Raw genomic sequence first — 24224 nt, 5'->3', positions numbered from 1 at the left:
CGTTAGTCTTTCCCCAAATGAGAGCGCTCTCATTTCTACTTTACTCATTTGGATGCCAAATATGAAAACCTTTAAAATTGCCATTGTTGGTGGCGGTAGCAGCTATACCCCAGAGCTAGTTGATGGATTAATTCAACGTATTGACCAATTGCCGGTCACTGAGCTGGCTTTGGCTGATGTCGAACTGGGCCGTCAAAAAGTGGAAATCATTGCGGCGCTGACCCGAAGAATGCTGGATCGCCATGGCCTGGAACAGGTTAAAGTCAGTGTTCACTTCTCGCTCGATACTGCCATTGAAGGTGCCAGTTTTGTTTTGACCCAATTCCGTGTCGGTCAACTTCCTGCGCGCGCCGCCGATGAGCGCCTCGGGCTGAAATATAATTTGCTGGGTCAGGAAACCACTGGCGTGGGGGGTTTTGCCAAAGCATTACGGACGATTCCGGTAATGCTGGATATTGCGGCTCGAGTTGAAAAACTGGCCCCGGATGCCTGGATAATTAACTTCACCAACCCAGCCGGGATCGTCACAGAGGCGGTAACCCGCTATAGCAAAGCGAAAATTATCGGCCTGTGTAATGTTCCAATCAGCATGCATCATATGATTGCTAATTTGCTGAAAGCACCTTATGAAGATATCCAACTGCGCTTTGCCGGGCTGAACCATATGGTATGGGTGCACGAAGTCCTGCAACAGGGCAAAGATGTCACCGCAGATGTACTGGATATGCTGTGCGACGGTGCTTCGCTGACCATGAATAATATTAAGGAAGCACCATGGCCGCCGGAATTCCTGCGGGCAATGGGGGCTATCCCTTGTCCATACCATCGCTATTTTTACCAAACACAAGATATGCTGGCGGAAGAGATGGCCGCTGCCGCTGAGCGTGGTACCCGCGCAGAACAAGTGATGCAGGTAGAAAAAGAGCTGTTTGATCTGTACGCTGACCCACATCTGGACAGCAAACCTGAACAACTCAGCTTCCGTGGCGGATCATTTTATTCTGAAGTCGCACTGGAACTTATTCGTGCAATTCATAATAATTTAGGTACGCAACTAGTTGTGAATACGACCAACCGCGGTGCAATCCGTGGTTTATCTGATAGCTCAGTAGTAGAGACTAACTGTATCGTTGATGCACAGGGTGCCCACCCACTCACTTTCGGTCCTTTACCGGTTGCTATGCACGGGCTAACCCAGCAAGTAAAAGCTTATGAGCGCCTGACAATTGAAGCAGCGGTACATGGCTGCCGTCGTAGTGCTTTGTTAGCGTTAGTGACTAATCCACTGATTGCTAACGCCAGCATTGCTCAGCCGTTACTGGACGATGTGTTACAGGTAAATAAACCTTACTTGCCTCAGTTCACAGATCTGTAGCGATAAATTAATTATTGTGGCGACCTTTGTATTTTCATGGTCGCCTACTTTTCAAGTTGGGAGTAAAAAATGGTCACACTGGAAGACGTCGCGGTATTAGCCGGAGTTTCCCGCGCTACGGTTTCCCGCGTGGTCAACGGTGATACCAATGTCAAAGCTCTGACTCGCGAAAAAGTAGAACAGGCGGTGGCGGTATTGGGATACAGCCCAAACCCGGCCGCGCGCGCACTGGCCTCCAGCCAAAGTAATACACTCGGGTTGGTCACCACCTCATATCGAGGAGGATTTTTTGGTGCGCTGATGGACTTCGTGCAAACCGAAGCTGAATCCCAAGGTAAGCAGCTATTAGTCACTCAGGGACGGGATAATGCCGAGAAGGAGTGGCAAGCTATTCAGCGCCTGTATAACTTACGCTGCGACGGCTTAATTTTGCATGTCCGTTTTCTCAGTGATGAAAGACTGCATCAGCTTGCCGCGGCAGGCAGGTCATTCGTATTATTGGATAGACTGGTTCCCGGCCTTGAAGCTCGCTGTGTCACTTTCGATCATCGCCGCGCCAGCCAAATGGCAACTCAGGTACTTATTGATGCTGGCCATCGTCGCATTGCATGTATCAGTGGTTCTGCACAGCGCCACTCCAGTGAACTGCGCCGTCAGGGTTTTATTGATGCGATGCAACTGGCAGGTTTAGAGCCGGTCGCCTGCGTGGAGGGAGTTTACGATCTGGAAAGTGGCTATCAGCGCGCCGATGAGATCCTCAATCAACCACAGCTACCGACAGCCATCTATTGCTGTAACGAAGAAATGGCCATTGGGGCTTTGCTGGCTATCAATAAGAATCACTTGCAGGTGCCGCAGGATATTTCATTGCTTTGCTATGACAGCGGCGAGCGCGCCCCTTTCGTCAGCCCGGCATTAACCAGTCTGCATTTTCCTATTGTTGAAATGGCGCAATATGCCACGCAATTGCTGATTAATCCGCTGATCCCCACGGCTAATTTCCCGCCCGCCATTATCCTGCGCGATTCAGTGGCCCCGCCCAAAAGGGATAATTAAGGTCACGCCGGTGTTAGGGAAAAGTGGCAAGCAGTGCCTGCCACAAAAGTTATCTTTCAATTCAATTTGTTATATCAGAACGTGACATTCATTTTGGCCCAAAGAGTACGACCCGGCTCATTCAGTGGTGTATTGACGGAATAACCAAATCCGCTGTTACCCGCCAGATTGAGGTGCTCGCTATAGGTTTTGTTTAGCAAGTTATCGATACCGGCACTGACCTTCACTTGTTGAGTGACCTTGTAGGCCACATTCGCTGACAGCACACCAAACCCTGCGCTATCGGCAAAATCTTTACCAACCACATTCCCTTCATTAATCGCAACCCGATGTTGGCTACTGACCAAGCGCCACAATGCAGTGCTGCTCCAGTCTCCGGTTTCGAACGTCAATCCTAGCCGTGCTTCGAGTGGCGGTATTTGCGGCAATGGGCGGTTATCACTGGTATTTTCCCCCCAGGCATAAGCCAGACTGACATCCGCCTTCCAGTGATCATTGAAAGCATATCCGGCGCCCATTTCACCGCCCATAATGGTCGCATTGATATTGTCCGCCTGACTGATACGCAGGTTATTTGGATCATACTTAAACAGGATAAAATCATTGACCCGGCCCAGATAAGCCGAGACCCAGCCGTTTAACTGCTCGCCGTTATATTGAGCACCGATATCAAGCTGAGTGGTTTTTTCACTTTTTACCCCGTCAAAAGCACTGCTGGAACCCGCTGGCCCATAGGTCGGAGAAAACAGCTCCCAATAGTCGGGAAAACGTTCAGTATGGCCGACACCGGCATACCACATCACCGGTACATCAGACAGATGATGCTCATAGCGCATGAAGCCGGCAGGTAGAGTGGCCGAGCGCGTAGGTTCATTAGCGTGGGTATAATGGGTGACTTGGTGGTGATCAAGGCGCATGCCGGTAATCATTTTATCTTGCTCGCTAGCAGCCCAGGTCAGTTCGCCAAATGCGCCATAGTTATCAAAGCGAGCATCTTTATTCCAATTGCCTTTGTTGTTCTTACGATGGGTGTTGGTTTGTAGGTCAGTGCCGGCTTCCAGCTTCAAGTCTTGCCACAACCAAGTCCCCATCACCCGGCCCCCCATGGTGCGCCGGTCCAGATTGCTGGACATCGCCATCATCGGTGGCGTACGTAACGTATTGTTATCCATAATATGATTGACGTAATTGTAGTAAAATTTAGCGTCAATTTTATCCAGCACGTCACCAATATTGGATTTTTCAAACCGCGCTCCCAAGCTTTCCCGCAAGAACTGGGAACCGTCCATGCCACGGCCGGCATAGCTGGCCTCACCATCTCCCTTACCCGCAGTCAGTTCAAGCAAGGTATCGGCGTCCGGTGTCCAGCCCAATGCCACATCGGCATTCCATTTATCCCACTTCGATGGCACTCGCGTACCATTGCCATCTTTATAATTACCGGCTTGGGATTGGTTGCCCAGCATGCGTAAATAACCTTGCTCGTTACCCAAGCTGACATCGAGGTTTTTATCCCACCGGCCATTGGAACCCACCAGCAAGCTGGCATTTCCCTTGAGATTTTCTTGGTCAAAATGGGGTTGTTCCCGCTCAAACAAGATAGTACCAGCAGAGGCTCCCGGCCCCCACAGCACAGATTGCGGCCCTTTCACCACGGTGAGCAGATCAAAGCTTTCGGGTGAAATATAGGATGTCGGCGCATCCATCCTTGATGGGCATGCCCCTAATGTCTCGGCACCGTCGGTTAGAATTTTGATGCGCGAACCAAACATGCCACGGAAAACAACATCACCATTGGTCCCGCCATTACGGATTTGTGAAAAGCCGGGGATAGTCTTCAGATAGTCCGCGCCATCACTGGCAGGAACTGGCTGACGAGGGGTTTTGGGCGATGTGACGATAACCAGTGGCGAATGCTGAGGGGCAGTAACGGTAATCACGTCAGCATCATTCAGTTTTTTGTCATTGCTATTATTACTCGAGTTATTCGTCGTCAGATTATTAGCCACTAAATGCTGATGTTCCGCCGCAAAGGCATTAAGGACAAATACAGAAAGTGAAGAAGTTACTGCGCACGCTAATAATGTTTTTTTATAGATTTTATTCTTGCCAGACATAATTATTCCTTGGGCAATACAAATCACTCCGGCGGGTATTTATCCACACCAGAAAAATGGTTTTTATTTGTTATCGGAGTATCAGGAATAAAAAGCAGGGGGCGCGCGCGGTTGGCTTTCTGAATAGGTGTCTTCAATAATCGGTGAAGAAATAAATAATGGCGGGGATAGCTCGGCGAGCAGCTGCGCACTGCGAATATCAGCTTTGAATGCGGTATTGAGCAATGGCAGGTGAGTCAGTAATACGCAGTATCCACAAGCGGCATGATCCATCATCATGCCGTCATGACTGGCCCCGTGCTGGGTAGCATGGCTGGCTTGAGTACCTTGGTGTGCGGTTTCGCCGTCACTGTGGTGCGTCATCTCCATAGCACCATCACCCATACAACCATCCCCCATAAAGCCATCATCCATAGTCGCTTCAGCTAACATCGCTGAAGGAGGATTTTGGTCATAGGAGAGCGCCAGTGAGACGGAAACCACCGGAGCAATGAATAACATGAGAATAGCCGCTATCCCCAGCCAAGCCGAATAGTGCCTTCTTTGATAAAAAGTTTGGCTTAACGACATCCGTGCGCCAATGGTATCTGCACGATAATCGTACTTCTCATCACGATAGGTTCCCTGTATCTCGATGAAAAAATAAATAAGAGGGTTTGTTACTCGCTGTTTTATTAACAGTTTTTATAGATTCTGGCTCATCCACCCGCAGTGAGACTCATACTGGAAGCAACCTTAACACGGGCGTTAATTTAATAGAATTAAGAATCTTTATCATTTGCATGAAGTGGTAATTTGTGACGCCTCACTATTATTCACCATCACATTTCATTCATTACATTAAAAGTTGGATGTAAGTCACAAAAACTCACTATGCCTGTGCTAGGATCCGCGGCCTTAGTACTGAACTGGTTTGAACCATTTTTATGTTTGTTCTTACTATTATCGTCTTAACACTATGCTGACACAGGCCCCATCTATGAATAACAGCAACCGCATTCGACTAACTTGGATCAGTTACTTTTCTTACGCCCTTACAGGTGCGTTAGTTATTGTCACCGGGATGGTGATGGGAAATATCGCAGAGTATTTCAATCTGCCTATTGCCAGTATGAGTAACACATTTACTTTCCTTAACGCGGGCATTTTGATCTCTATTTTCCTTAATGCCTGGTTGATGGAAATCATTCCATTAAAACGTCAGTTGGTGTTTGGCTTTATTCTGATGTTAATTGCCATTGCCGGATTAATGGTCGGCCATAATTTAATGGTCTTCTCAATCAGCATGTTCATCCTCGGGGTGGTCAGCGGGATCACCATGTCGATAGGCACCTTCCTGGTTACCCATATCTATGAAGGGCGTCAGCGCGGGTCACGCCTGCTGTTCACTGACTCATTCTTCAGTATGGCTGGGATGATTTTCCCGGTGGTTGCCGCCATGTTGCTGGCTCGCCATATTGAATGGTACTGGGTCTATGCCTGCATCGGCCTGCTGTATGTGGGTATTTTCGTGCTGACACTGTGCTCTGAGTTCCCGGTACTGGGCCATAAAGGTACCGACCAGAGCAAGCCGGTGGTGAAAGAGAAATGGGGTGTTGGCGTGCTGTTCCTATCGATTGCCGCACTGTGCTATATCCTTGGGCAGCTCGGCTTCATCCAATGGGTGCCGGAATACGCCACCAAAACCTTCAACATGGATATCAACCAAGCGGGTCAATTGGTCAGTAATTTCTGGATCTCTTACATGATTGGCATGTGGGTATTCAGCTTTATTCTGCGCTTCTTCGACCTGCAACGCATCGTGACGGTGCTGGCTGCTATGGCGACACTGGCGATGTACATGTTTGTCTCCACCAATAACCCAGAGCACCTGAGCTACTACATTCTGGCGTTAGGTTTTGTCTCCAGTGCCATTTACACCACATTAATTACCTTGGGTTCACTGCAAACCAAAGTGTCTTCACCCAAGCTGGTGAACTTCATTCTGACCTGCGGCACCGTTGGGACCATGCTGACTTTCGTGGTTACCGGCCCAATTGTGGCTAACAGTGGTGTTCATGCGGCACTTGCCACCGCCAACGGTCTGTATCTGGCGGTATTTGTGATGTGCCTGATTTTGGGCTTCTTCACCAAGCACCGCAGCCACGGCCATGTGACTCACTGATTTAATGGTTTATTGCCCTGTGACCCTCGCGGTTACAGGGCATGCGCCACGGTTATCCAAAGTTAATATCTATTTGAAGCTAACTACTATTTGAAGTTAATAACTTCCTCTTGCCCCAAATATATCCGGCTCTCTGCCGGTTGTGTCTTGGCGATCACCACTCCGTGACGAATAGAGTAATGCACTGGCACCTGCCGCCGTACCGCATCAAAGCCACTGTCAGCGGGCAGAATAACCAAGTTCGCACTGTTTCCGGGCTGCAAACCATAGTCTGATAAATTCAGTGTTCTGGCACTGTGGGTGGTTATTAAATTCAGCCCGTCATTGATTTGGCTATATCCCATCAGTTGGCAAATATGTAATCCCATATGCAATACCTGCAGCATATTGGCAGTACCCAGCGGATACCACGGGTCAAACACATCGTCATGACCAAAACAGACATTAATATCCGCAGCCAGCATCTCTTTAACCCGCGTAATACCACGGCGTTTTGGATAGGTGTCAAAGCGCCCTTGCAGATGAATATTGACCAGCGGATTGGCAACAAAATTAATGCCGGACATTTTCAGCAAGCGAAATAGCCGAGAGGCATAAGCGCCATTATAAGAGTGCATCGCCGTAGTGTGGCTGGCAGTTACCCGCGCGCCCATATTTTCCCGGTGTGCTAATGCCGCCACGGTTTCAACAAAACGCGACTGCTCATCATCAATTTCATCGCAATGCACATCCACCAGCCGCTGATATTTCTGTGCCAGAGCAAAAGCAATATGCAGAGATTCAACGCCATATTCGCGGGTAAATTCGAAGTGAGGAATGGCACCGACCACATCAGCCCCTAGCCGTAGAGCTTCTTCCAACAGTGCTGCGCCATCAGGATAGGAAAGAATCCCCTCTTGTGGGAAGGCGACAATCTGCATATCGACCCATGGGCTAACCTCTTCTTTCACTTCCAACATGGCACTCAGCGCCGTCAAACTGGGATCAGAAACATCAACATGAGTACGGACATGCTGGATCCCATTGGCTATTTGCCATTTCAGTGTTTGCCATGCGCGCTGTTTAACATCTTCACGGGTCAGCAGAGCTTTGCGCTCGGCCCAGCGCTCAATACCCTCAAACAGGGTACCGGACTGGTTCCAGCTTGGCTGACCCGCGGTTTGAGTGGTATCCAGATGAATGTGCGGTTCAATAAACGGCGGTAATGCCAGCCCACCCTGGGCATCCAATATGCCCGCGCCAGCAGTAACTTGCTCTGGCTGCGGCGTAATCGCCGTAATTTTGCCATCGGCAATGGTTAGCTGCCAAAACCCAGCTTGCCCGGCAAGACGCGCATTATTGATAGTGGTTAATAAATGGTTCATTAAACATTGCCCCGCCATAGATGAGTGATTGGCTTTAGCTTACCCGACCTACAGCAACTCGCCCGATTTTCTTTTAATAAAACATCATTCCATAACTGAAACCTTTCAGCTTAAAGATGAATAAAATCCGCAACTTATAAAAAACGTTACAAATCAGCCATATACCTCCTTAGAGGTATATGGAAAGCTAATTGATTTACATCAATAAGTGCGCTGTACGGAAGATTAAGGTGAGGGTAGAAAACTAAAAATTGAGGCAAAAATGAGCAAAGTCAAACTTGCCATCATCGGCAACGGTATGGTCGGCCACCGCTTTATTGAAGACTTACTGGATAAAGCAGATAAAGACCAATTTGAGATAACCGTATTTTGCGAAGAGCCACGCATCGCCTATGACCGGGTACATCTTTCTTCTTACTTCTCCCATCATACTGCTGAAGAACTGTCGCTGGTTCGCGAAGGCTTTTATGAAAAACACGGTGTCAAAGTGCTGGTAGGCGAACGCGCCATTACCATCAATCGCACTGAGAAAGTGATTCACTCTAACAGTGGGCGGACGCTGTATTACGACAAACTGATTATGGCGACCGGTTCTTACCCGTGGATCCCGCCCATTAAGGGGAGCGAAGGACAAGACTGTTTTGTTTATCGCACCATTGAAGACCTGAATGCTATCGAAGCTTGCACCCGTCGTAGTAAACGCGGGGCAGTGATTGGCGGTGGGTTATTGGGATTAGAAGCCGCTGGGGCGCTGAAAAGCCTGGGAGTTGAAACTCATGTTATTGAATTTGCTCCGGTCTTAATGGCAGAGCAGCTTGATCCGATGGGCGGCGACCAACTGCGCCAGAAGATTGAGCGCATGGGTGTGAAAGTTCACACCGGCAAAAACACCCAAGAGATTGTTCATTCTGGCCAAAACAGCCGTAAAACCATGTTGTTTGCCGACGGCACACAACTGGAAGTGGATTTTATCGTCTTCTCCACCGGGATTCGCCCACAAGACAAGCTGGCCCACCAATGCGGTCTAGCCACAGCGCGCCGTGGCGGTATTGCTATTAATGATTATTGCCAGACTTCTGACCCAGATGTCTACGCCATTGGCGAATGCGCCTCATGGCAGGAGCGCACTTTCGGGCTGGTGGCTCCGGGATACAAAATGGCGCAGGTCGCGGCTGACCACTTGCTGGGGCGCGAGAATGCTTTCCGAGGGGCGGATATGAGCGCCAAACTGAAACTGCTGGGCGTTGATGTCGGCGGGATTGGTGATGCGCATGGTCGCACTGAAGGTGCTCGAAGTTATGTCTATCTGGATGAAAGTAAAGAGATTTACAAACGTCTGGTGGTCAGTGCCGACAACAAAACCTTGCTGGGAGCCGTGCTGGTGGGTGATACCAGCGATTACGGCAATCTGCTACAGCTGGCACTGAACAATATCGAGCTGCCAGAAAATCCGGACAGTCTGATTTTACCTGCTCATGCGGGCAGCAAACCGGCGATGGGGGTCGACTCCCTACCGGATAGCGCCCAAATTTGCTCCTGTTTTGACGTCACTAAAGGCGACATTATTCAAGCTGTCGGCCAAGGCTGTCATACCGTGGCGGCGCTGAAATCGGCCACTAAAGCCGGCACTGGCTGCGGTGGCTGTATCCCATTAGTGACCCAAGTCCTGAATGCCGAGCTCAGTAAGCAAGGCATTGAAGTTAATCACCATTTATGTGAACACTTTGCTTATTCTCGCCAAGAACTGTATCACCTGATTCGCGTCGAAGGGATTAAAACCTTCGATGCTTTGTTGGCGAAATATGGTAAAGGCTACGGCTGTGAAGTGTGTAAACCGACGGTAGGTTCACTGCTGGCATCATGCTGGAATGACTATATTTTAGCGCCGCAACATACACCATTGCAGGACACCAACGACAACTTCCTCGGCAATATTCAAAAAGACGGCACCTACTCGGTTATCCCACGTTCTCCGGGTGGCGAAATCACGCCTGATGGTCTGCTGGCCATTGGCCGTATCGCCAAACAATATAACTTGTACACCAAGCTGACCGGCTCACAGCGAGTGGGGATGTTTGGCGCACAAAAAGATGACCTACCGGCTATCTGGGCGCAACTGATTGAGGCGGGCTTTGAGACCGGGCATGCCTATGCCAAGGCACTGCGCATGGCGAAAACCTGCGTCGGCAGCACTTGGTGCCGCTTTGGTGTGGGTGACAGCGTTGGCTTTGGTGTTGCGCTGGAACACCGCTTCAAAGGCATTCGTACCCCACACAAAATGAAATTTGGTGTCTCCGGCTGTACCCGTGAATGTTCTGAAGCACAGGGTAAAGATGTGGGAATCATTGCCACCGAGAATGGCTGGAACCTGTATGTCTGCGGCAACGGCGGTATGAAACCACGTCATGCCGATTTACTGGCTGCGGATCTGGATGAAGAGACTCTGATGCGCTATCTCGACCGCTTTATGATGTTCTACATCCGCACCGCCGATAAGTTGCAACGCACCTCGGTTTGGTTGGAAAGCCTCGAAGGCGGCATTAACTACCTGCGTGCCGTGATTATCGACGACAAACTGGGCATCAACGAACAGTTAGAAACCGATATTGCCCGCCTGCGCGACAAAGTCACCTGCGAATGGAAAGTCACCGTCGAGAACCCGGCGGCGCAAGTTCGTTTCGCCCACTTTATTAACAGCCCGCTGCGCGACCCGAATGTACAAGTGGTTCGTGAACGTGAACAACATCGCCCAGCACGCCCGGATGAACGCATCCCTGTCCGGGTACTGGAACTGGAGGACAACCAATGAGTCAGTGGATTCCACTTTGCCCATTAAACGACATTTTGCCCGGTAGCGGTGTATGCGGCCTGATTGGCGAGCATCAAGTCGCGGTTTTCCGCCCTTATGCCGACGAACAAGTCTTCGCCATCAGCAATATCGATCCCTTTGCGCAGGCCAGTGTGTTATCGCGCGGATTGATTGCCGAGCATCAAGGTGACCTGTGGGTTGCCAGCCCATTGAAAAAACAGCATTTCCGGCTGCACGATGGCCTATGTATGGAAGATGAAACTCGCTCAGTTGCCCATTATGACGTGCGAGTCCGCGACGGCATTGTGCAAGTTAAAGCTTGATAAATAATGGGAGGATTCGGTCAATCTGGATCCTTAACAAAAATAACATCAATTATCCCCAAAGATATTGGCGTTGCAGCAAGGCAGCCAACGAGCTAATCCTGATGAGCTTACATAAGTCAGTGATTCGGGTTAGTGAGAGCAGCGAACACCGCTGCGGCGTCAAGAGCAAGGGGACTGGGATAGAGTATGTATACAGACACCATCAATAAATGTGCAGCCAATGCGGCCCGTATCGTCAAACTGGCCAAAGAAAGTCCGTTAGGCTTTTGGATTAGCTCCGCCATGGCCGGAGCCTATGTTGGCCTCGGTATTATTTTGATTTTCACCCTGGGTAATTTGATCGACCCAGCTTATCGCCCATTAGTGATGGGCGCGACCTTTGGCCTGGCACTGACGTTGGTGATTATCGCCGGTTCTGAGCTATTTACCGGCCACACCATGTTCCTGACTTTCGGCGTCAAAGCGGGCACCATCAAATCCAGCCAGATGTGGGCCGTTTTGCCACAAACCTGGCTGGGAAATCTGTTGGGTTCTATTTTTGTCGCCCTGCTCTATTACTACGCCGGTGGCAGTCTACTGTCGGTTGACACCAGTTTGGTCCATAGCGCCGCGCTGGCAAAAACCTCGGCGCCTGCTATGACCTTATTCTTCAAAGGTGTATTATGTAACTGGCTGGTTTGTCTGGCGATCTGGATGGCAATCCGCGTTGAAGGTGCCGCGAAATTTATTGCTATCTGGTGGTGCTTGCTGGCCTTTATTGCCTCAGGTTACGAACACTCCGTCGCCAATATGACCCTGTTCGCACTGTCTTGGTTTGGTCACCATAGTGAGGCTTACACCTTAAGCGGCATTGGTCACAACCTGTTGTGGGTGACACTGGGTAATACCCTGTCTGGCGCGGTATTTATGGGCCTTGGCTACTGGTATGCCACCCCACGCGACCAACGTCCACAGCCTGCGGCAGTCAGCGCGCCACAAGCGGTGAAGCAGTAATTATCCACACGTTCTGAGATATCGCCAGCCCGCAGGGGCTGGTTTTGCCACACAGCGGCCTTAACTTGAAGGATTGCCGATGGACTACTTCCCGATTTTCTGCCAACTGCAACACAAAGCCTGCCTGCTGGTCGGTGGTGGTGAAGTTGCCGAACGTAAAGCCCGCCTGCTGCTGGATGCCGGCGCAGTCGTCACCGTCAATGCTTGCGAATTTACGCCACAGTTTCACGATTGGGCAGATGAGGGGCGGCTTTCATTGGTCTGCGGCGAGTTTGTCCCAGAACTGTTGGCAGAGAAGTGGCTGGTGATTGCGGCCACTGACCAAGTGGCAGTCAATGCATTAGTCTATCAAAGCGCCAACCAACGGCGGGTGTTTTGCAATGTGGTTGATGACCCCAAACGCACTAGTTTTATCATGCCGTCAATCATTGACCGCTCTCCTATCATGGTCGCTATCTCATCCGGCGGCAAAGCACCGGTATTGGCCCGGCTGCTGCGTGAAAAACTTGAAGCCATACTGCCACAACATTTGGGGCAACTGGCGCAACTGGCGGGCAATTTACGTCAGCGAGTGAAACAGCATTTTGCCGCCATGGTTGACCGCCGTCGTTTTTGGGAAAAACTGCTGACTCATGACCGTCTCGCGCAATCCCTGGCGAATGCGGACCAAGTACAAGTCGAGAAACACATCGAGCAATTGTTCAATGCCCCGCTAAGCTCGCGCGGAGAAGTGGTGTTAGTCGGGGCCGGGCCGGGTGATGCCGGGTTGCTGACCTTGAAAGGTTTGCAGCAGATTCAGCAAGCCGATGTGGTGGTGTATGACCGGCTGGTCTCCGATGAAGTGATGAATCTGGTGCGCCGTGATGCCGAGCGTATTTTTGTCGGTAAAGCCTCAGGCCGCCACACTGTACCTCAGGAGCAAATCAATCAAATCCTGTTGCAGCAAGCGCGGCAAGGGAAACGTGTGGTGCGTTTAAAAGGCGGCGATCCATTTATTTTTGGCCGTGGCGGCGAAGAGCTGGAGACACTGGCAGACGACAATATTCCATTTTCCGTAGTGCCGGGCATTACCGCGGCTTCTGGTTGCTCAGCCTACAGCGGTATTCCCCTCACGCACCGAGATCACGCACAAAGTGTACGGCTGATTACCGGTCATGCCAAAAAAGACAGTCAGTTGGATTGGGCTAATTTAGCCGCCGAAAAACAGACATTGGTGTTCTATATGGGGCTATCACAAGCTGGCGAGATTCAACAGCAATTGATTCAGCACGGCATGCCAGCCACCACCCCGGTTGCTCTGGTTGAGAATGGTACTTCGCGGCATCAGCGGGTGGTCAGCGGCGAACTGAGCCAACTGGCCTTACTTTCCCAGCAGGTGAGCAGCCCAAGCCTGATTATTGTCGGCAGCGTAGTCAGTTTACGTGAAAAACTGAATTGGTTTTCCAGTGCTGAACATGGCAAAACCCAGTTAAAAGAAGCGGTTGAAAGTGTGGGATAAGCTGAGTTAACGAAGAAGGGGGAGAGCTCCCCCTTCAAATAATTTATTCTATTACAACCGAAATCTACTTATGGATGAGCAACAAAACCAATAGCTTCGTACACTTTCGCCAAAGTATCTTGAGCTCGGGCACGCGCCTTCGCCGCCCCTTCACGCATCACTTCCTGCAAGAAAGCCTCATCTTCACGATAAGTATTGTAACGCGCCTGTAACTCGCTCAGCATGCCAGAAACGGCATCAGCAACCGCACCTTTCAAATGACCATACATTTGGCCTTCAAACTGTGCTTCCAGCTCAGGGATAGACTGACCTGTCACGCCAGACAGGATATCCAACAAGTTAGAAACGCCGGCTTTCTTCTCGGTGTCATAACGAATAACCGCAGGCTCGTCAGAATCGGTCATTGCGCGCTTAATCTTTTTCACGACTGATTTAGGATCTTCCAGCAATTCGATGACGTTATTACGGTTGTCATCAGATTTTGACATCTTTTTGGTGGGATCCTGCAACGACATCACCCGCGCACCCGCTTTAGGAATAAACGGCTCAGGGATTTTAAAGATATCGCCATACAGATTATTAAAGCGGCCCGCGATATCACGGCTCAGTTCCAGATGCTGTTTCTGGTCTTCGCCCACAGGCACCTGATTGGTCTGATACAGCAAGATATCTGCCGCCATCAATACCGGATAATCGAATAGACCGGCGTTAATGTTTTCGGCATAGCGCGCTGACTTATCTTTAAACTGGGTCATGCGGCTCAGTTCGCCAAAATAGGTATAGCAGTTCAGCGCCCAGCTCAGTTGGGTATGCTCTGGCACATGAGATTGCACAAAAATGGTACTTTTCTTCGGATCAATACCGCACGCCAGATAGAGCGCTAGAGTGTCCAGCGTTCTCTTTCTCAGCAGAGTAGGGTCCTGACGAGCAGTGATGGCATGCAGGTCAACGATGCAATAGATGCAATCATAATCATCTTGCATCTGTACCCACTGACGCAGTGCACCCATGTAATTGCCAATGGTTAATTCGCCGGACGGCTGCGCGCCGCTAAATACGATAGGCTTTATTGATTTATCGGATATAGCTGATTCAGTGGGTTTACTCATTTTATACTTCCTGATCTTTTAAAGATGGCAGCCCGATGGCGGGCAACAGATCGGCAAAGTGCTCCAGCACACAGTCTGGATGACTGGTGGCAATAGCTTCGCCGTAGTTATATCCATAGGTTAACCCAATACTTGGGCAACCCGCCGCCTGCGCGGCCATAATGTCATTACGCGAATCACCAACAAACAGCATTTCACGGGCATGCAAGCCGAGTTTAGCCAGCAACAAATACAGTGGTGCCGGATGAGGTTTCTTCACAACCACATCATCGCCGCCAATGATGACGGAGAAATAATCGGCAATCCCCAGAGACACCAGCAATGGAGCCACAAATGGCGAGGGCTTATTGGTAATCAGCCCCATAGGCAGCCCTTGAGCAGCCAATTGCGCCAAGGTCGCTTTCACTTGTGGAAATAGCTGGCTCCCCTGCTCGACCGTCTTGGCATAATAATGGTCAAACAGCTCGCGTGTATGGGCAACCGCCTGTGTATCAGGCTCACGGCCCGCCCAACGCAAAGCGCGCTCAACTAAAACATCGGCACCATTGCCAATCCAGGTCGACACCAAGTCGGTACCGGCAGCCGGTAAACCTTGGTGCCGCAACGCCATATCAATCGCGCTGGCCAGCCCTGGAGCACTATCAACTAATGTGCCATCCAGATCGAATGCCACACCGCGGATAGCATCAAATTTAGTCATTGGCAGACATCGCCAATTCACTGCGCATCGCATCAATGACCGCGGCATAATCTGGCTGATTGAAAATAGCCGAGCCCGCGACAAACATATCTGCACCCGCCGCAGCTATCTGGCGAATATTATCTACTTTCACCCCGCCATCAACTTCCAAACGAATGTCATAGCCGCTGTCATCGATGAGTTTGCGCACTTGGCGCAATTTGTTCAGGGTTTCGGGAATGAACGACTGCCCGCCAAAACCGGGATTTACTGACATCAACAAAATGACATCCAGCTTATCCATCACATAGTCAAGATAGCTCAGCGGAGTGGCCGGATTGAACACCAAGCCCGCCTTGCAGCCACTCTCTTTAATGAGCTGCAAAGTACGGTCAACATGTTCAGAAGCTTCAGGATGGAATGAAATATAGGTGGCACCTGCTTTAGCGAAATCCGGGACAATGCGGTCAACCGGCTTCACCATCAAGTGCACATCAATCGGCGCGGTAATACCATAATCACGCAGAGCCTTGCACACCATCGGCCCGATGGTCAGGTTAGGAACGTAATGATTGTCCATCACATCAAAATGTACTACATCAGCGCCGGCGGCCAGTACCTTCGCGGTGTCTTCACCCAGACGGGCAAAATCAGCTGACAGAATCGACGGGGCAATTAAAAACTTTTTCATCCGCTTCTCCAAACTTGTCTCTTTGCTTTATGAAATATCAGCCTTAACGCTAACCCTCTGATTGATCAACATCAACGTTAGGCTTCCTATTTCATAAATCGCTGGGTTTGAATCTTTACCAAGCGGCTGTTTCCGCTCAGCTATACAGCGCCAAAAGCTCATTCACTTTACTACGGCCAAGGATATTACGGCTGATAGTGCGGCGCGCTTTTACCACATGCAGTGACGCCTGATGATACCAATCGCGCGTCAATTCTGTGTCGTGATTAGAAATCAGAACCGGGATCTTGTTTTCTGCTGATAGCTGGTAAGCAAGACGAGCCAGATTCTGTTGATCCGCAAGACCAAAATTATTGGTGTGATATGCCGTAAAATTAGCCGTTGCGGATAATGGCGCATACGGAGGATCGCAATAAACTACCGCCCCATGCACAGCTTTTAATAAGGTTTCCTGATAGTGCTCACAAACAAAAACAGCATTTTGCGATTTTTCAGCAAACCAATATAACTCGGCTTCCGGGAAGTAAGGTTTTTTGTAACGACCAAAAGGCACATTGAATTCACCGCTCAAATTATAACGACACAGGCCGTTATAACAATGGCGATTCAAATAGAGAAACAATAATGCACGGCGATAGGCATTGGTGCTGGCGTTAAACTCTTGACGCAGTAGGTAAAACTGCTCGGAATTATTGAAATCGCCGGTGAATAAAACGCGAGCATCCCGCACGAAGTCATCGGTGCGGTCCTTCACGATATTGTAGAGGTTGATAAGATCGCTGTTGATATCGGCCAGTATGTAAGACTCATACTCGGTGTTAAGAAACACCGAACCCGCACCGACGAATGGCTCTATCAAGCAGTCTCCCGCTGGAAGATGGCGTCGTATGTCATCAACCAGCGGATATTTCCCACCAGCCCATTTTAAAAAAGCGCGGTTTTTCTTCATGCCGTCAGTTAGCTACTTAATAATTCAGAGCCGCAGATTGTACTCTGTTTCAGACAGCACATCAGCGCACAAATAAGAATGATTTATTTTTTAAGGTCTTGCTGTACTTGTTGTACAGGTTTAACCCACGGTTTTTTCGCCTGAACATCGGCTGGTAGTGTCGCAATAGCCCTTTTTGCATCAGCAGAAGAGGCATAGTTGCCACTCACCAAGATGTACCAAGGCTTGCCATCACGTTTAGTTTCATAGACATGATAGTCAGTTAATTTTTGCTGCTTGGCATAGGCATTCAACGTGTCTGAACGGGATGCGCTGCTCAGCTGTATCGTGAAATGGCTGCTCGGTGCATTTTTCAACGTGCTGCTGCTACCAGTAGTACCTGATTTAGCCACTGCCGATGCTGCAGGAGAAACTGCCGTAGTTGGCCCTTTGTGGCTCACTGCGGGTTGCTTAGCCGCCGCTGTAGCCTGTTTCTGCGCTGGATGGGTAATCGTTTCCCGCGCTGCTGGCACTTTAGCCCCTTTCGAGGTCGAAACAGTAGCTGGCGCTGTCGGTAAGGTTGATATCTGGCCGTCATTCATGTTCTGAGACAGAGTATCAACCTGTCCTTGTGTCTGAGAGAGTGCATCAGACATGTTGCCCGGCAATTCGACACGCTGAGTTGGGCTGTTGGCAGAAGCCTGCGGTGCGGCCTCGGTCGGCGTCGGAGATATTGGCGGAACACTGATATCTTGTGGCTGAGCGGTATTTTTCACCCCATTGGCATCATGACCGTCGCTGGCGTTGTTTGCCACACCGGGTTGTGTGTTATTGCCGCTGGTGAGCGAAGCTGAATCTGACAGATTAATATTTCTCGCCGCATCAACATTAGGATTCTGTTGAGATGCTTCATGCTCGGTCGGTGCTTTTAGGGCTGAACCGATAGCAATAATAATCAGCAGCAGCACCAAAATACCGATACCAATCATCATATGTTGGCGCGAAACAGCAAGCTTAGGCCCGGTCGAAGACTTACGGGCACGAGTAGGACGACGGTCACTGCTATCTGGTTTCAGATCGTCTTCCGGCTTTAAATCATCCATCTAAACCCTCCAACTAGAGGCAAAAGCCTACCGCATTTATCATTGCGATCCGGCTGATTGATTTTACTGACTGCAAACAGGCGATACCGCCCGCAGCAAAGGAATATGATATTCTTATGATACAACATCATAGAACTTATGAGCATAGAACTTATAAACAAAGATTTATAAACACAGATTTACGAGTATCGTACTTATGCCATTTCCTATCACTGGCAATCAGCGATCGACGCCAGCACCATATCATGTGCAATGCCGCTACGGATTTCAGACTTACCTATAGCGGTTGGCAGCACCAAACGAAGCTCACCTGCCAGCACTTTTTTATCTCGCATCATGTGCGGCAGATAGGACTCTGGCGTCATTTCCTGCGGCCCGCAGACTGGCAGACCCGCACGTAAAAGTAGCTTTTTGATACGCTCAACATTACTGGCTGAGAACTGACCCAACCGGTAAGAAGTCTGTGCCGCCATCATCATGCCAGCAGCAACGGCTTCGCCGTGTAGCCAGACGCCATAACCCATTTCAGCCTCTATGGCATGGCCATAAGTATGACCCAAATTGAGTAAAGCGCGCATCCCGCTCTCTTCACGTTCATCGGCGGCAACAACATCGGCTTTTAATTCGCAACAACGACGGATGCAGTAAGCTAAAGCTGACATATCCAGTGCGAGTAAGGCGTCGATATTGGCTTCTAACCAATCAAAGAAAGCTGCATCAAGAATAATGCCGTATTTGATAACTTCAGCCAGCCCGGAAGCAAGCTCACGTGGAGGGAGGGTTTTGAGACAATTAAGGTCAACCACCACCGCTGCAGGCTGGTAGAAAGCACCAATCATGTTCTTGCCCAATGGATGATTCACTGCGGTTTTACCACCGACAGAAGAATCCACTTGAGAAAGTAAAGTGGTAGGAACTTGAATAAAGCGAACACCGCGCTGATAACAAGCAGCAGCAAAACCGGTCAGGTCGCCTACTACACCGCCACCTAAGGCGACAAGCGTAGTATCACGACCGTGCGGTTTTTCCAGAAGGGCAGAAAACACCTGCTCCAGAACGCTGAGAGATTTATACTGTTCACCATCAGGTAAAATCACCTGATCGACTTTAATGCCGCTTTGTTCCAACACTGCCCGGAGCGAATCCAGATAGAGAGGAGCCAGCGTTTGGTTAGTCACCAGCATTACCTGGTCACCCGCCTTTAGCGGCTTAAAAGAGGCCGGATCATTAAACAATCCAGCAGCGATCGTAATCGGGTAGCTACGCTCCCCTAACGTGACAGTAATCTTCTCCATGTCGCGCCCAGTAACCTTCTTAACTTACGCCCGCGGGCATTAGTAAAATGCTAAAATCAGTTACTTTCCAGCATGTTGATAATCTGGTTAGCAACAACTTTCGCGCTTTGATCGTCAGTGCGGATGGTGACATCTGCAATTTCTTCGTACAACGGATTACGTTCTCTTGCCAGTGCTTCTAACACTTCACGCGGAGGCGAATCAACCTGCAACAACGGACGCTTTTTGTCACGTTGTGTACGGGCTAACTGCTTCTCGATAGTGGTTTCTAAATACACCACCACGCCACGGGCTGACAAACGGTTACGGGTTTCTCTAGATTTAACAGAGCCACCACCGGTTGCCAGAACAATGCCTTGTTTTTCCGTCAGTTCATTAATAACTTTTTCTTCACGATCGCGGAAACCTTCTTCGCCTTCCACGTCGAATACCCAGCCCACGTCAGCTCCGGTACGTCGCTCAATTTCTTGATCAGAGTCGAAAAACTCCATATTGAGTTGCTGAGCTAACTGACGACCAATAGTGCTTTTGCCGGCACCCATAGGCCCAACCAGAAAGATATTGCGTTTCTCTGCCATGTTTTTGGTATTACTAAGACTATTCGTTAATGATAACCCGCCCCGCCAATCAAATTAGCGACGGGACCTAAACTGAAACCTCATGAGCGATAGTGCGAGATCAGACGGAAAATTATCTCAGCACTTCTGGTAGTTTGGCAACCGAATAAATCGTTGTACACGTCGTGGGAGGGAAACCATACGTTTTTATCGGCGTATCAACGTTATTAAAAACCTCGGAGCTCAATTCGGTAACCCTTGTAAGCTAAATCTGACGCAGCGTCAAATTTAGAAGCTTCCTATCACACAAAAAGTTGCAGAAAGTCACCAAGATTGACCTGTTTTCATCAAACAGCATCTCATGAGGCTCAAGCACTGATTAACCTTGGCGTAATGAAAATTACTAACTCCCGCCGATTTTGCTGTTGAGTATCTTGTTTAAACAGCCCTCCCAGCCAAGGAATATCGGCCAGTATTGGCACTTTATTAACCCCCTGACTGTTTTTCTGCTGGAAAATCCCGCCTAAGACGATAGTTTCACCATCATTTACGGTTATTTGGGTTTTTATTTCCTGCTTATCTATTAGTAATGTTTCACTATCACCACGTTTCATTGCCATCCCGGGCATATTTTGGCTGATTTTCAAGTTTAAAGTAATTTTGCCATTACGCAGTATTTTCGGTGTGACCTCCATCCCTAACACCGCTTCTTTAAATTCGATAGTCGTGGCCCCTTTTTTACCTCCTGAGACAGTATAAGGGATATCAGAGCCCTGCTTGATACTGGCAGTCTGCTGGTGTGAAGTGACCAGCCGTGGACTAGCAATAATATCGACCTGATTTTCTTGTTCCAGCGCACTTAACTCCAGCTCTAACAGCCGCCCGCCAATACGGGCAACATTGAATCCTGCACTGACCGCACTATTTGGCAGTGGCAAATTGACATTAAAATCGCTCATTTTGAGTGAAGTATTCGGCTTCCCTTCCCCCATTCCCCAGCGCACGCCAAGTTCGTGTAGGTTTTCCCGACTGATTGTTACTATATGGGCAGCTAACTGCACTTGCTGTAGAGGCAAATCCATCTCTGCCAGCCAGCTTTTCAATAATGCTAATGAGGCAGGAGTGTCGCGAATTAATAATGTATTTGTACGTTTATCTACCACCACGCTCCCCAGTGGGGATAGCAGCCCTCCCTCGGCAAGATTCAAGCTGTCTGCCACCTCCTCAGCATCTGCATATTGCAAAGCAAGTGTCAGATTACTCAGAGATTCTGGTGCTGCTTTCTGTTTTGCTTGTTGCTGCCTTTGCTCAATATCCTCTTCAGTAAAAACCATCATCACCGCCCCATCGCGCTCAACGGTCAGGCGGCTCATGCGCAAAACGGTGGCCAGCGCTTGCTCCCACGGGATGTCGACTAATCTCAAACTAAGATTGCCGCCAACCTCTGCTGCAATGACTAAATTCAATTGCTGATAATCAGCCAGCGCTTGCAGCACCATAGAAACCGGGGCGTCCTGAAACTCCAGTGTGACGGGAGCTCCGCCTTTTGCGCTATGTGAGGCGCTACTGATAAGTAATAGGCAAAAGAGCAATAAAATAGGCAACTGTGAGTACCCAACATTAAGAACAGCAGCCAGCCAGTCCTTAGGGTTGATTGTATGAATATCCATCAGACCAATTCCTTTTAATTCTGATTATTAGAGAAACAGTTAACTCACCGCATTGATAACACCACGGTGTCAGCTAAGCCTGAGCAAGGCTTATCTGGATTGACATACTGTAGACTCACCTGCCGCGGACCTATGTGAGTAACCCGCCAATGCGGTAGTAACATGGTCTCTACCCTCAACATTTGCCAACTGCCATCTGGCGGTTGCACCCAAGCAGAAGAGTAATCGGTGCCGCGAACCGTGCCCTGTAATTGCCAATTAACCAGCTCTTTGCGACCATCATCACAAGACTCCGCTGTAACTTGCTGAAAGGGATTGCGCCCATTTTCAACCAATGATGGCTCCGCCCACACAATTGAAGCTTGTGTGACGACCACCAGCAATGGCCCCGTGAGCCATCCTCCTTTGCAGTTACTCATTTTCACTCCCTGCGAGATACTCCTTTAGATTGAGTTTCACTGTGAGTACATGGCTATCACGCATAATTGCAATTTGTTGAACCTGAACCGGAGAGGATATTAACGATAACTGGCGCAATAGATGGAGCAGCCCATAAAAATTAACGCGCAAGGTGGCGTGCCACTGCTGATATCCAACAGAATCCACCACCACTTCGGCTCCTTGCTCAGCTTGCCGCTGCCAACCAATAACCAGCCCACCATATGGCGCAATCCATTTACCCACTAAATGAGCTATGAAGTGTTGCTGCGGTGATGCTTGTGCGGTGCTTAATGCTGTTATTTTCTGGCGTAAGAGGAACAGGGATGGCAACTGCGCCAATACTGATTGCTGTTGTTCAATCTGTTGTTGATGTTGAGTAATTTCACCGGCGGTAAGCTGCTGTTGTTGCCATTCAGGCCGCAAAATCACGCTATAAACCACCACACCGAGCAACGACAGTAACCCCCATTGGCATAAGCAAAGCTGCCAACCCGGTCTATCTATCCAGCGCTGGAGTTGCTTATTCATCATTATTATTGTCCCCACCCTGCCAGTCAGCTTGTGCCACAAAGCGGAAATTACCGTCATCCTGCTGAGTAATCCGGTGTAAATGCACATTTGCCAACAACGGCAAGCGAGCTAACTTCACCAAAAAGGTATTAATGGCGGCATAGTCTTGGCTGATCGCCTCAAAAACCAGCTTATCGCCTTGTGGTATGACACTGACTAACCAGCAGCTATCCGGTATTTGCTGTGATAACTGCTGCAATAGTGTTGAATATCGTTGCGCGGGCTGATGCACTTGTCGGTAAAGCTGTAAGCGCCGCTCTGCGTGCTGTAACCGGGCCATAGTTTGCTGCACCTCTTTATGGTGCTGATTTAATGCGGCTTGCTGCTGCAAAAGCCCAGCCAGATTGCCCTGCTGACTAATTTTTACTGTATGGGATTGCATTAATAACCCTCCCACCATAAGGGCCAGGAGAGCACATTGGCACAACCCCGTATTACGCCAAAATCGATAACGCCTTAACTGGTGCCCGGCACGCCATAATGAAAAATTCACCTGATACATCAGTAGTCTGCCGGGCGTAATGCCAGCCCTCCAGCCAGAGTAAATGCCGCGGGTAAGGGAGGTAGCGGAGGTTGATACTGGGTAAATGCAGTAAAGGGCGACCAGCCGATGGTATTTTCAGGTGGCGGTTCATCTATCGTGCTGCTGTAATAAATAGTCGCAAGCGCGCTGCTTTGTTGGGCATAACGAGCATGAAGTTGTGCCAATAAGGCAGTTAATGGATCACTGTCCTTAGACTGATCCCCTCCTACTCCATATTCATCCGAATCAATAGCCACCACACCAAAGTCAAACGGCATATCACTGGATGTAACCCACAACCACTCATTTGCCAGGCGATAAACTAAGCAATATTGCCCTGATAAACCTGCGGCTGTAGCCATATAGCGCAAGGCACAAGGTGTGATATCAATGATGTGTGATGGTAAATTGGCGCGATGTAAACATGTTTGCCATTGCTGGATTTCTGATCGCCGAGCGGCAGTGATTAATAAGTCACCATTAGGTGTGGCTCCGGCCCGATAGTCCAGAGCCAGTTCCTGACTATTCACTGGAAATAATCGACTTGCCGCCGCATTAATATACCCCTCTCGCTCAGGTTCACGCAGCCGTCGATCCGGGGCAGGAAGTGATTGTTGCAATATGCGCTGTGCGGGCAATGCAATACGTAATGAAATATGTCGCGGTAATTGTTTACGTAATAATTTGAGTTTGTCGCTAACCACGTCTGGCTGTTGTAAAATACCTTCACGCAAAACGCCAGAAGGTAAGTTTTGCGACCACCAATAGCGCAGTTGCCAGCCATAGCGGCGTCTGACAACAGCCAGTGCGCGTATAGCCTCCATTTGAATATCTAGCCCAACCTGCCAATATTGTGAGTACACCTTTGTCGACCTCCGTGTCGAGAGAGAATAAAAGAACGTATCCATGTTCCGGGCTTGCCTTTATACTACGGCGCGGTTGTTTATAAACTGCCC

Annotated in this window: 22 protein-coding genes; 7 read left to right on the top strand and 15 right to left on the bottom strand. The window is 49.5% G+C overall.

Going from position 1 to position 24224, the window contains the following annotated elements; all coding sequences use genetic code 11:
- Positions 1–61: 61 nt before the first annotated feature.
- Positions 62–1375, top strand: a complete 1314-nt coding sequence (locus FTA96_RS03300; RefSeq protein WP_050109992.1) for a 6-phospho-beta-glucosidase — start codon at positions 62–64, stop codon at positions 1373–1375.
- A gap of 69 nt (positions 1376–1444) precedes the next feature.
- The gene (locus tag FTA96_RS03295) at positions 1445–2431 is read left to right on the top strand and encodes a LacI family DNA-binding transcriptional regulator (protein WP_145530192.1); all 987 of its coding nucleotides are present in this window, start codon (positions 1445–1447) and stop codon (positions 2429–2431) included.
- 74 nt (positions 2432–2505) lie between these two features.
- Here the strand turns inward: FTA96_RS03295 and FTA96_RS03290 are convergent, their stop codons facing one another.
- Both FTA96_RS03290 and FTA96_RS03285 read right to left on the bottom strand, forming a co-directional pair.
- A complete protein-coding gene (locus FTA96_RS03290; protein WP_145573194.1) occupies positions 2506–4551 on the bottom strand; it encodes a TonB-dependent copper receptor in 2046 nt (681 codons plus the stop codon).
- A 78-nt stretch (positions 4552–4629) separates the two neighbouring features.
- Positions 4630–5118 carry a DUF2946 domain-containing protein gene (locus tag FTA96_RS03285; protein WP_145573171.1) on the bottom strand — a complete coding sequence of 163 codons (489 nt, stop codon included), beginning with the start codon at positions 5116–5118 and terminating at the stop codon, positions 4630–4632.
- Positions 5119–5527: 409 nt separating this feature from the next.
- Here FTA96_RS03285 and tsgA point away from each other — a divergent pair, with 409 nt between their 5' ends.
- Positions 5528–6712, top strand: coding sequence for an MFS transporter TsgA (gene tsgA, locus FTA96_RS03280; protein WP_050109988.1), 1185 nt, complete (start codon positions 5528–5530; stop codon positions 6710–6712).
- Between the two features lie 86 nt (positions 6713–6798).
- Here tsgA and FTA96_RS03275 read toward each other — a convergent pair whose 3' ends face one another.
- Entirely contained in the window at positions 6799–8094 is a 1296-nt protein-coding gene (locus tag FTA96_RS03275; protein ID WP_050152343.1) for a cytosine deaminase, read from the bottom strand.
- A 244-nt stretch (positions 8095–8338) separates the two neighbouring features.
- Here FTA96_RS03275 and nirB point away from each other — a divergent pair, with 244 nt between their 5' ends.
- The 4 genes from nirB to cysG all read left to right on the top strand — a co-directional run bounded on the left by nirB (position 8339) and on the right by cysG (position 13702).
- Positions 8339–10885 carry a nitrite reductase large subunit NirB gene (nirB, locus tag FTA96_RS03270; RefSeq protein ID WP_050152344.1) on the top strand — a complete coding sequence of 849 codons (2547 nt, stop codon included), beginning with the start codon at positions 8339–8341 and terminating at the stop codon, positions 10883–10885.
- Positions 10882–11208 (top strand): nitrite reductase small subunit NirD, encoded by a 327-nt coding sequence (gene nirD, locus FTA96_RS03265; protein WP_050123740.1) that lies wholly within the window; start codon positions 10882–10884, stop codon positions 11206–11208. Before nirB ends, nirD begins: the two co-directional genes overlap by 4 nt.
- Positions 11209–11397: 189 nt before the next feature.
- The gene (gene nirC, locus FTA96_RS03260; RefSeq protein ID WP_145573169.1) at positions 11398–12204 is read left to right on the top strand and encodes a nitrite transporter NirC; all 807 of its coding nucleotides are present in this window, start codon (positions 11398–11400) and stop codon (positions 12202–12204) included.
- Positions 12205–12283: 79 nt separating this feature from the next.
- Positions 12284–13702, top strand: a complete 1419-nt coding sequence (cysG, locus tag FTA96_RS03255) for a siroheme synthase CysG (protein ID WP_145573167.1) — start codon at positions 12284–12286, stop codon at positions 13700–13702.
- Positions 13703–13770: 68 nt separating this feature from the next.
- On the opposite strand, the gene trpS is transcribed toward cysG, so the two are convergent.
- The 12 genes from trpS to pilM all read right to left on the bottom strand — a co-directional run bounded on the left by trpS (position 13771) and on the right by pilM (position 24131).
- Positions 13771–14811: a tryptophan--tRNA ligase gene (trpS, locus tag FTA96_RS03250; protein WP_050109982.1), complete on the bottom strand. Its 1041-nt coding sequence runs from the start codon at positions 14809–14811 to the stop codon at positions 13771–13773.
- Between the two features lies 1 nt (position 14812).
- Positions 14813–15511, bottom strand: a complete 699-nt coding sequence (locus tag FTA96_RS03245; RefSeq protein ID WP_145535457.1) for a phosphoglycolate phosphatase — start codon at positions 15509–15511, stop codon at positions 14813–14815.
- Positions 15504–16181: a ribulose-phosphate 3-epimerase gene (gene rpe, locus FTA96_RS03240; protein ID WP_004709329.1), complete on the bottom strand. Its 678-nt coding sequence runs from the start codon at positions 16179–16181 to the stop codon at positions 15504–15506. Before rpe ends, FTA96_RS03245 begins: the two co-directional genes overlap by 8 nt.
- 136 nt (positions 16182–16317) lie before the next feature.
- Positions 16318–17130 carry an adenine-specific DNA-methyltransferase gene (gene dam, locus FTA96_RS03235; RefSeq protein ID WP_050109979.1) on the bottom strand — a complete coding sequence of 271 codons (813 nt, stop codon included), beginning with the start codon at positions 17128–17130 and terminating at the stop codon, positions 16318–16320.
- A gap of 83 nt (positions 17131–17213) precedes the next feature.
- Positions 17214–18212 carry an SPOR domain-containing protein gene (locus FTA96_RS03230; RefSeq protein WP_050123735.1) on the bottom strand — a complete coding sequence of 333 codons (999 nt, stop codon included), beginning with the start codon at positions 18210–18212 and terminating at the stop codon, positions 17214–17216.
- 209 nt (positions 18213–18421) lie between these two features.
- On the bottom strand, positions 18422–19507 hold the full coding sequence (gene aroB, locus FTA96_RS03225) for a 3-dehydroquinate synthase (RefSeq protein WP_050136123.1): 1086 nt from the start codon (positions 19505–19507) through the stop codon (positions 18422–18424).
- A 56-nt stretch (positions 19508–19563) separates the two neighbouring features.
- Complete coding sequence (gene aroK / locus FTA96_RS03220; RefSeq protein ID WP_005271698.1) at positions 19564–20085, bottom strand: shikimate kinase AroK; 522 nt, start codon at positions 20083–20085, stop codon at positions 19564–19566.
- 347 nt (positions 20086–20432) lie between these two features.
- Positions 20433–21734, bottom strand: coding sequence for a DNA uptake porin HofQ (hofQ, locus tag FTA96_RS03215; protein WP_222424306.1), 1302 nt, complete (start codon positions 21732–21734; stop codon positions 20433–20435).
- Positions 21735–21778: 44 nt separating this feature from the next.
- Positions 21779–22153 carry a pilus assembly protein PilP gene (locus tag FTA96_RS03210; RefSeq protein ID WP_050123732.1) on the bottom strand — a complete coding sequence of 125 codons (375 nt, stop codon included), beginning with the start codon at positions 22151–22153 and terminating at the stop codon, positions 21779–21781.
- The gene (locus FTA96_RS03205; RefSeq protein ID WP_145573193.1) at positions 22146–22703 is read right to left on the bottom strand and encodes a pilus assembly protein PilO; all 558 of its coding nucleotides are present in this window, start codon (positions 22701–22703) and stop codon (positions 22146–22148) included. Before FTA96_RS03205 ends, FTA96_RS03210 begins: the two co-directional genes overlap by 8 nt.
- Positions 22696–23127, bottom strand: a complete 432-nt coding sequence (locus FTA96_RS03200; protein WP_235897414.1) for a PilN domain-containing protein — start codon at positions 23125–23127, stop codon at positions 22696–22698. Before FTA96_RS03200 ends, FTA96_RS03205 begins: the two co-directional genes overlap by 8 nt.
- Before the next feature lie 119 nt (positions 23128–23246).
- Positions 23247–24131: a type IV pilus biogenesis protein PilM gene (gene pilM, locus FTA96_RS03195; RefSeq protein ID WP_145573165.1), complete on the bottom strand. Its 885-nt coding sequence runs from the start codon at positions 24129–24131 to the stop codon at positions 23247–23249.
- Positions 24132–24224 lie beyond the last annotated feature (93 nt).

Source organism: Yersinia alsatica, assembly GCF_902170305.1.
Classification (GTDB): Bacteria; Pseudomonadota; Gammaproteobacteria; order Enterobacterales; family Enterobacteriaceae; genus Yersinia; species Yersinia alsatica.
The sequence above is the reverse complement of the archived record's forward strand: the minus strand, read 5'-3'. Positions and strand labels throughout refer to the sequence as shown.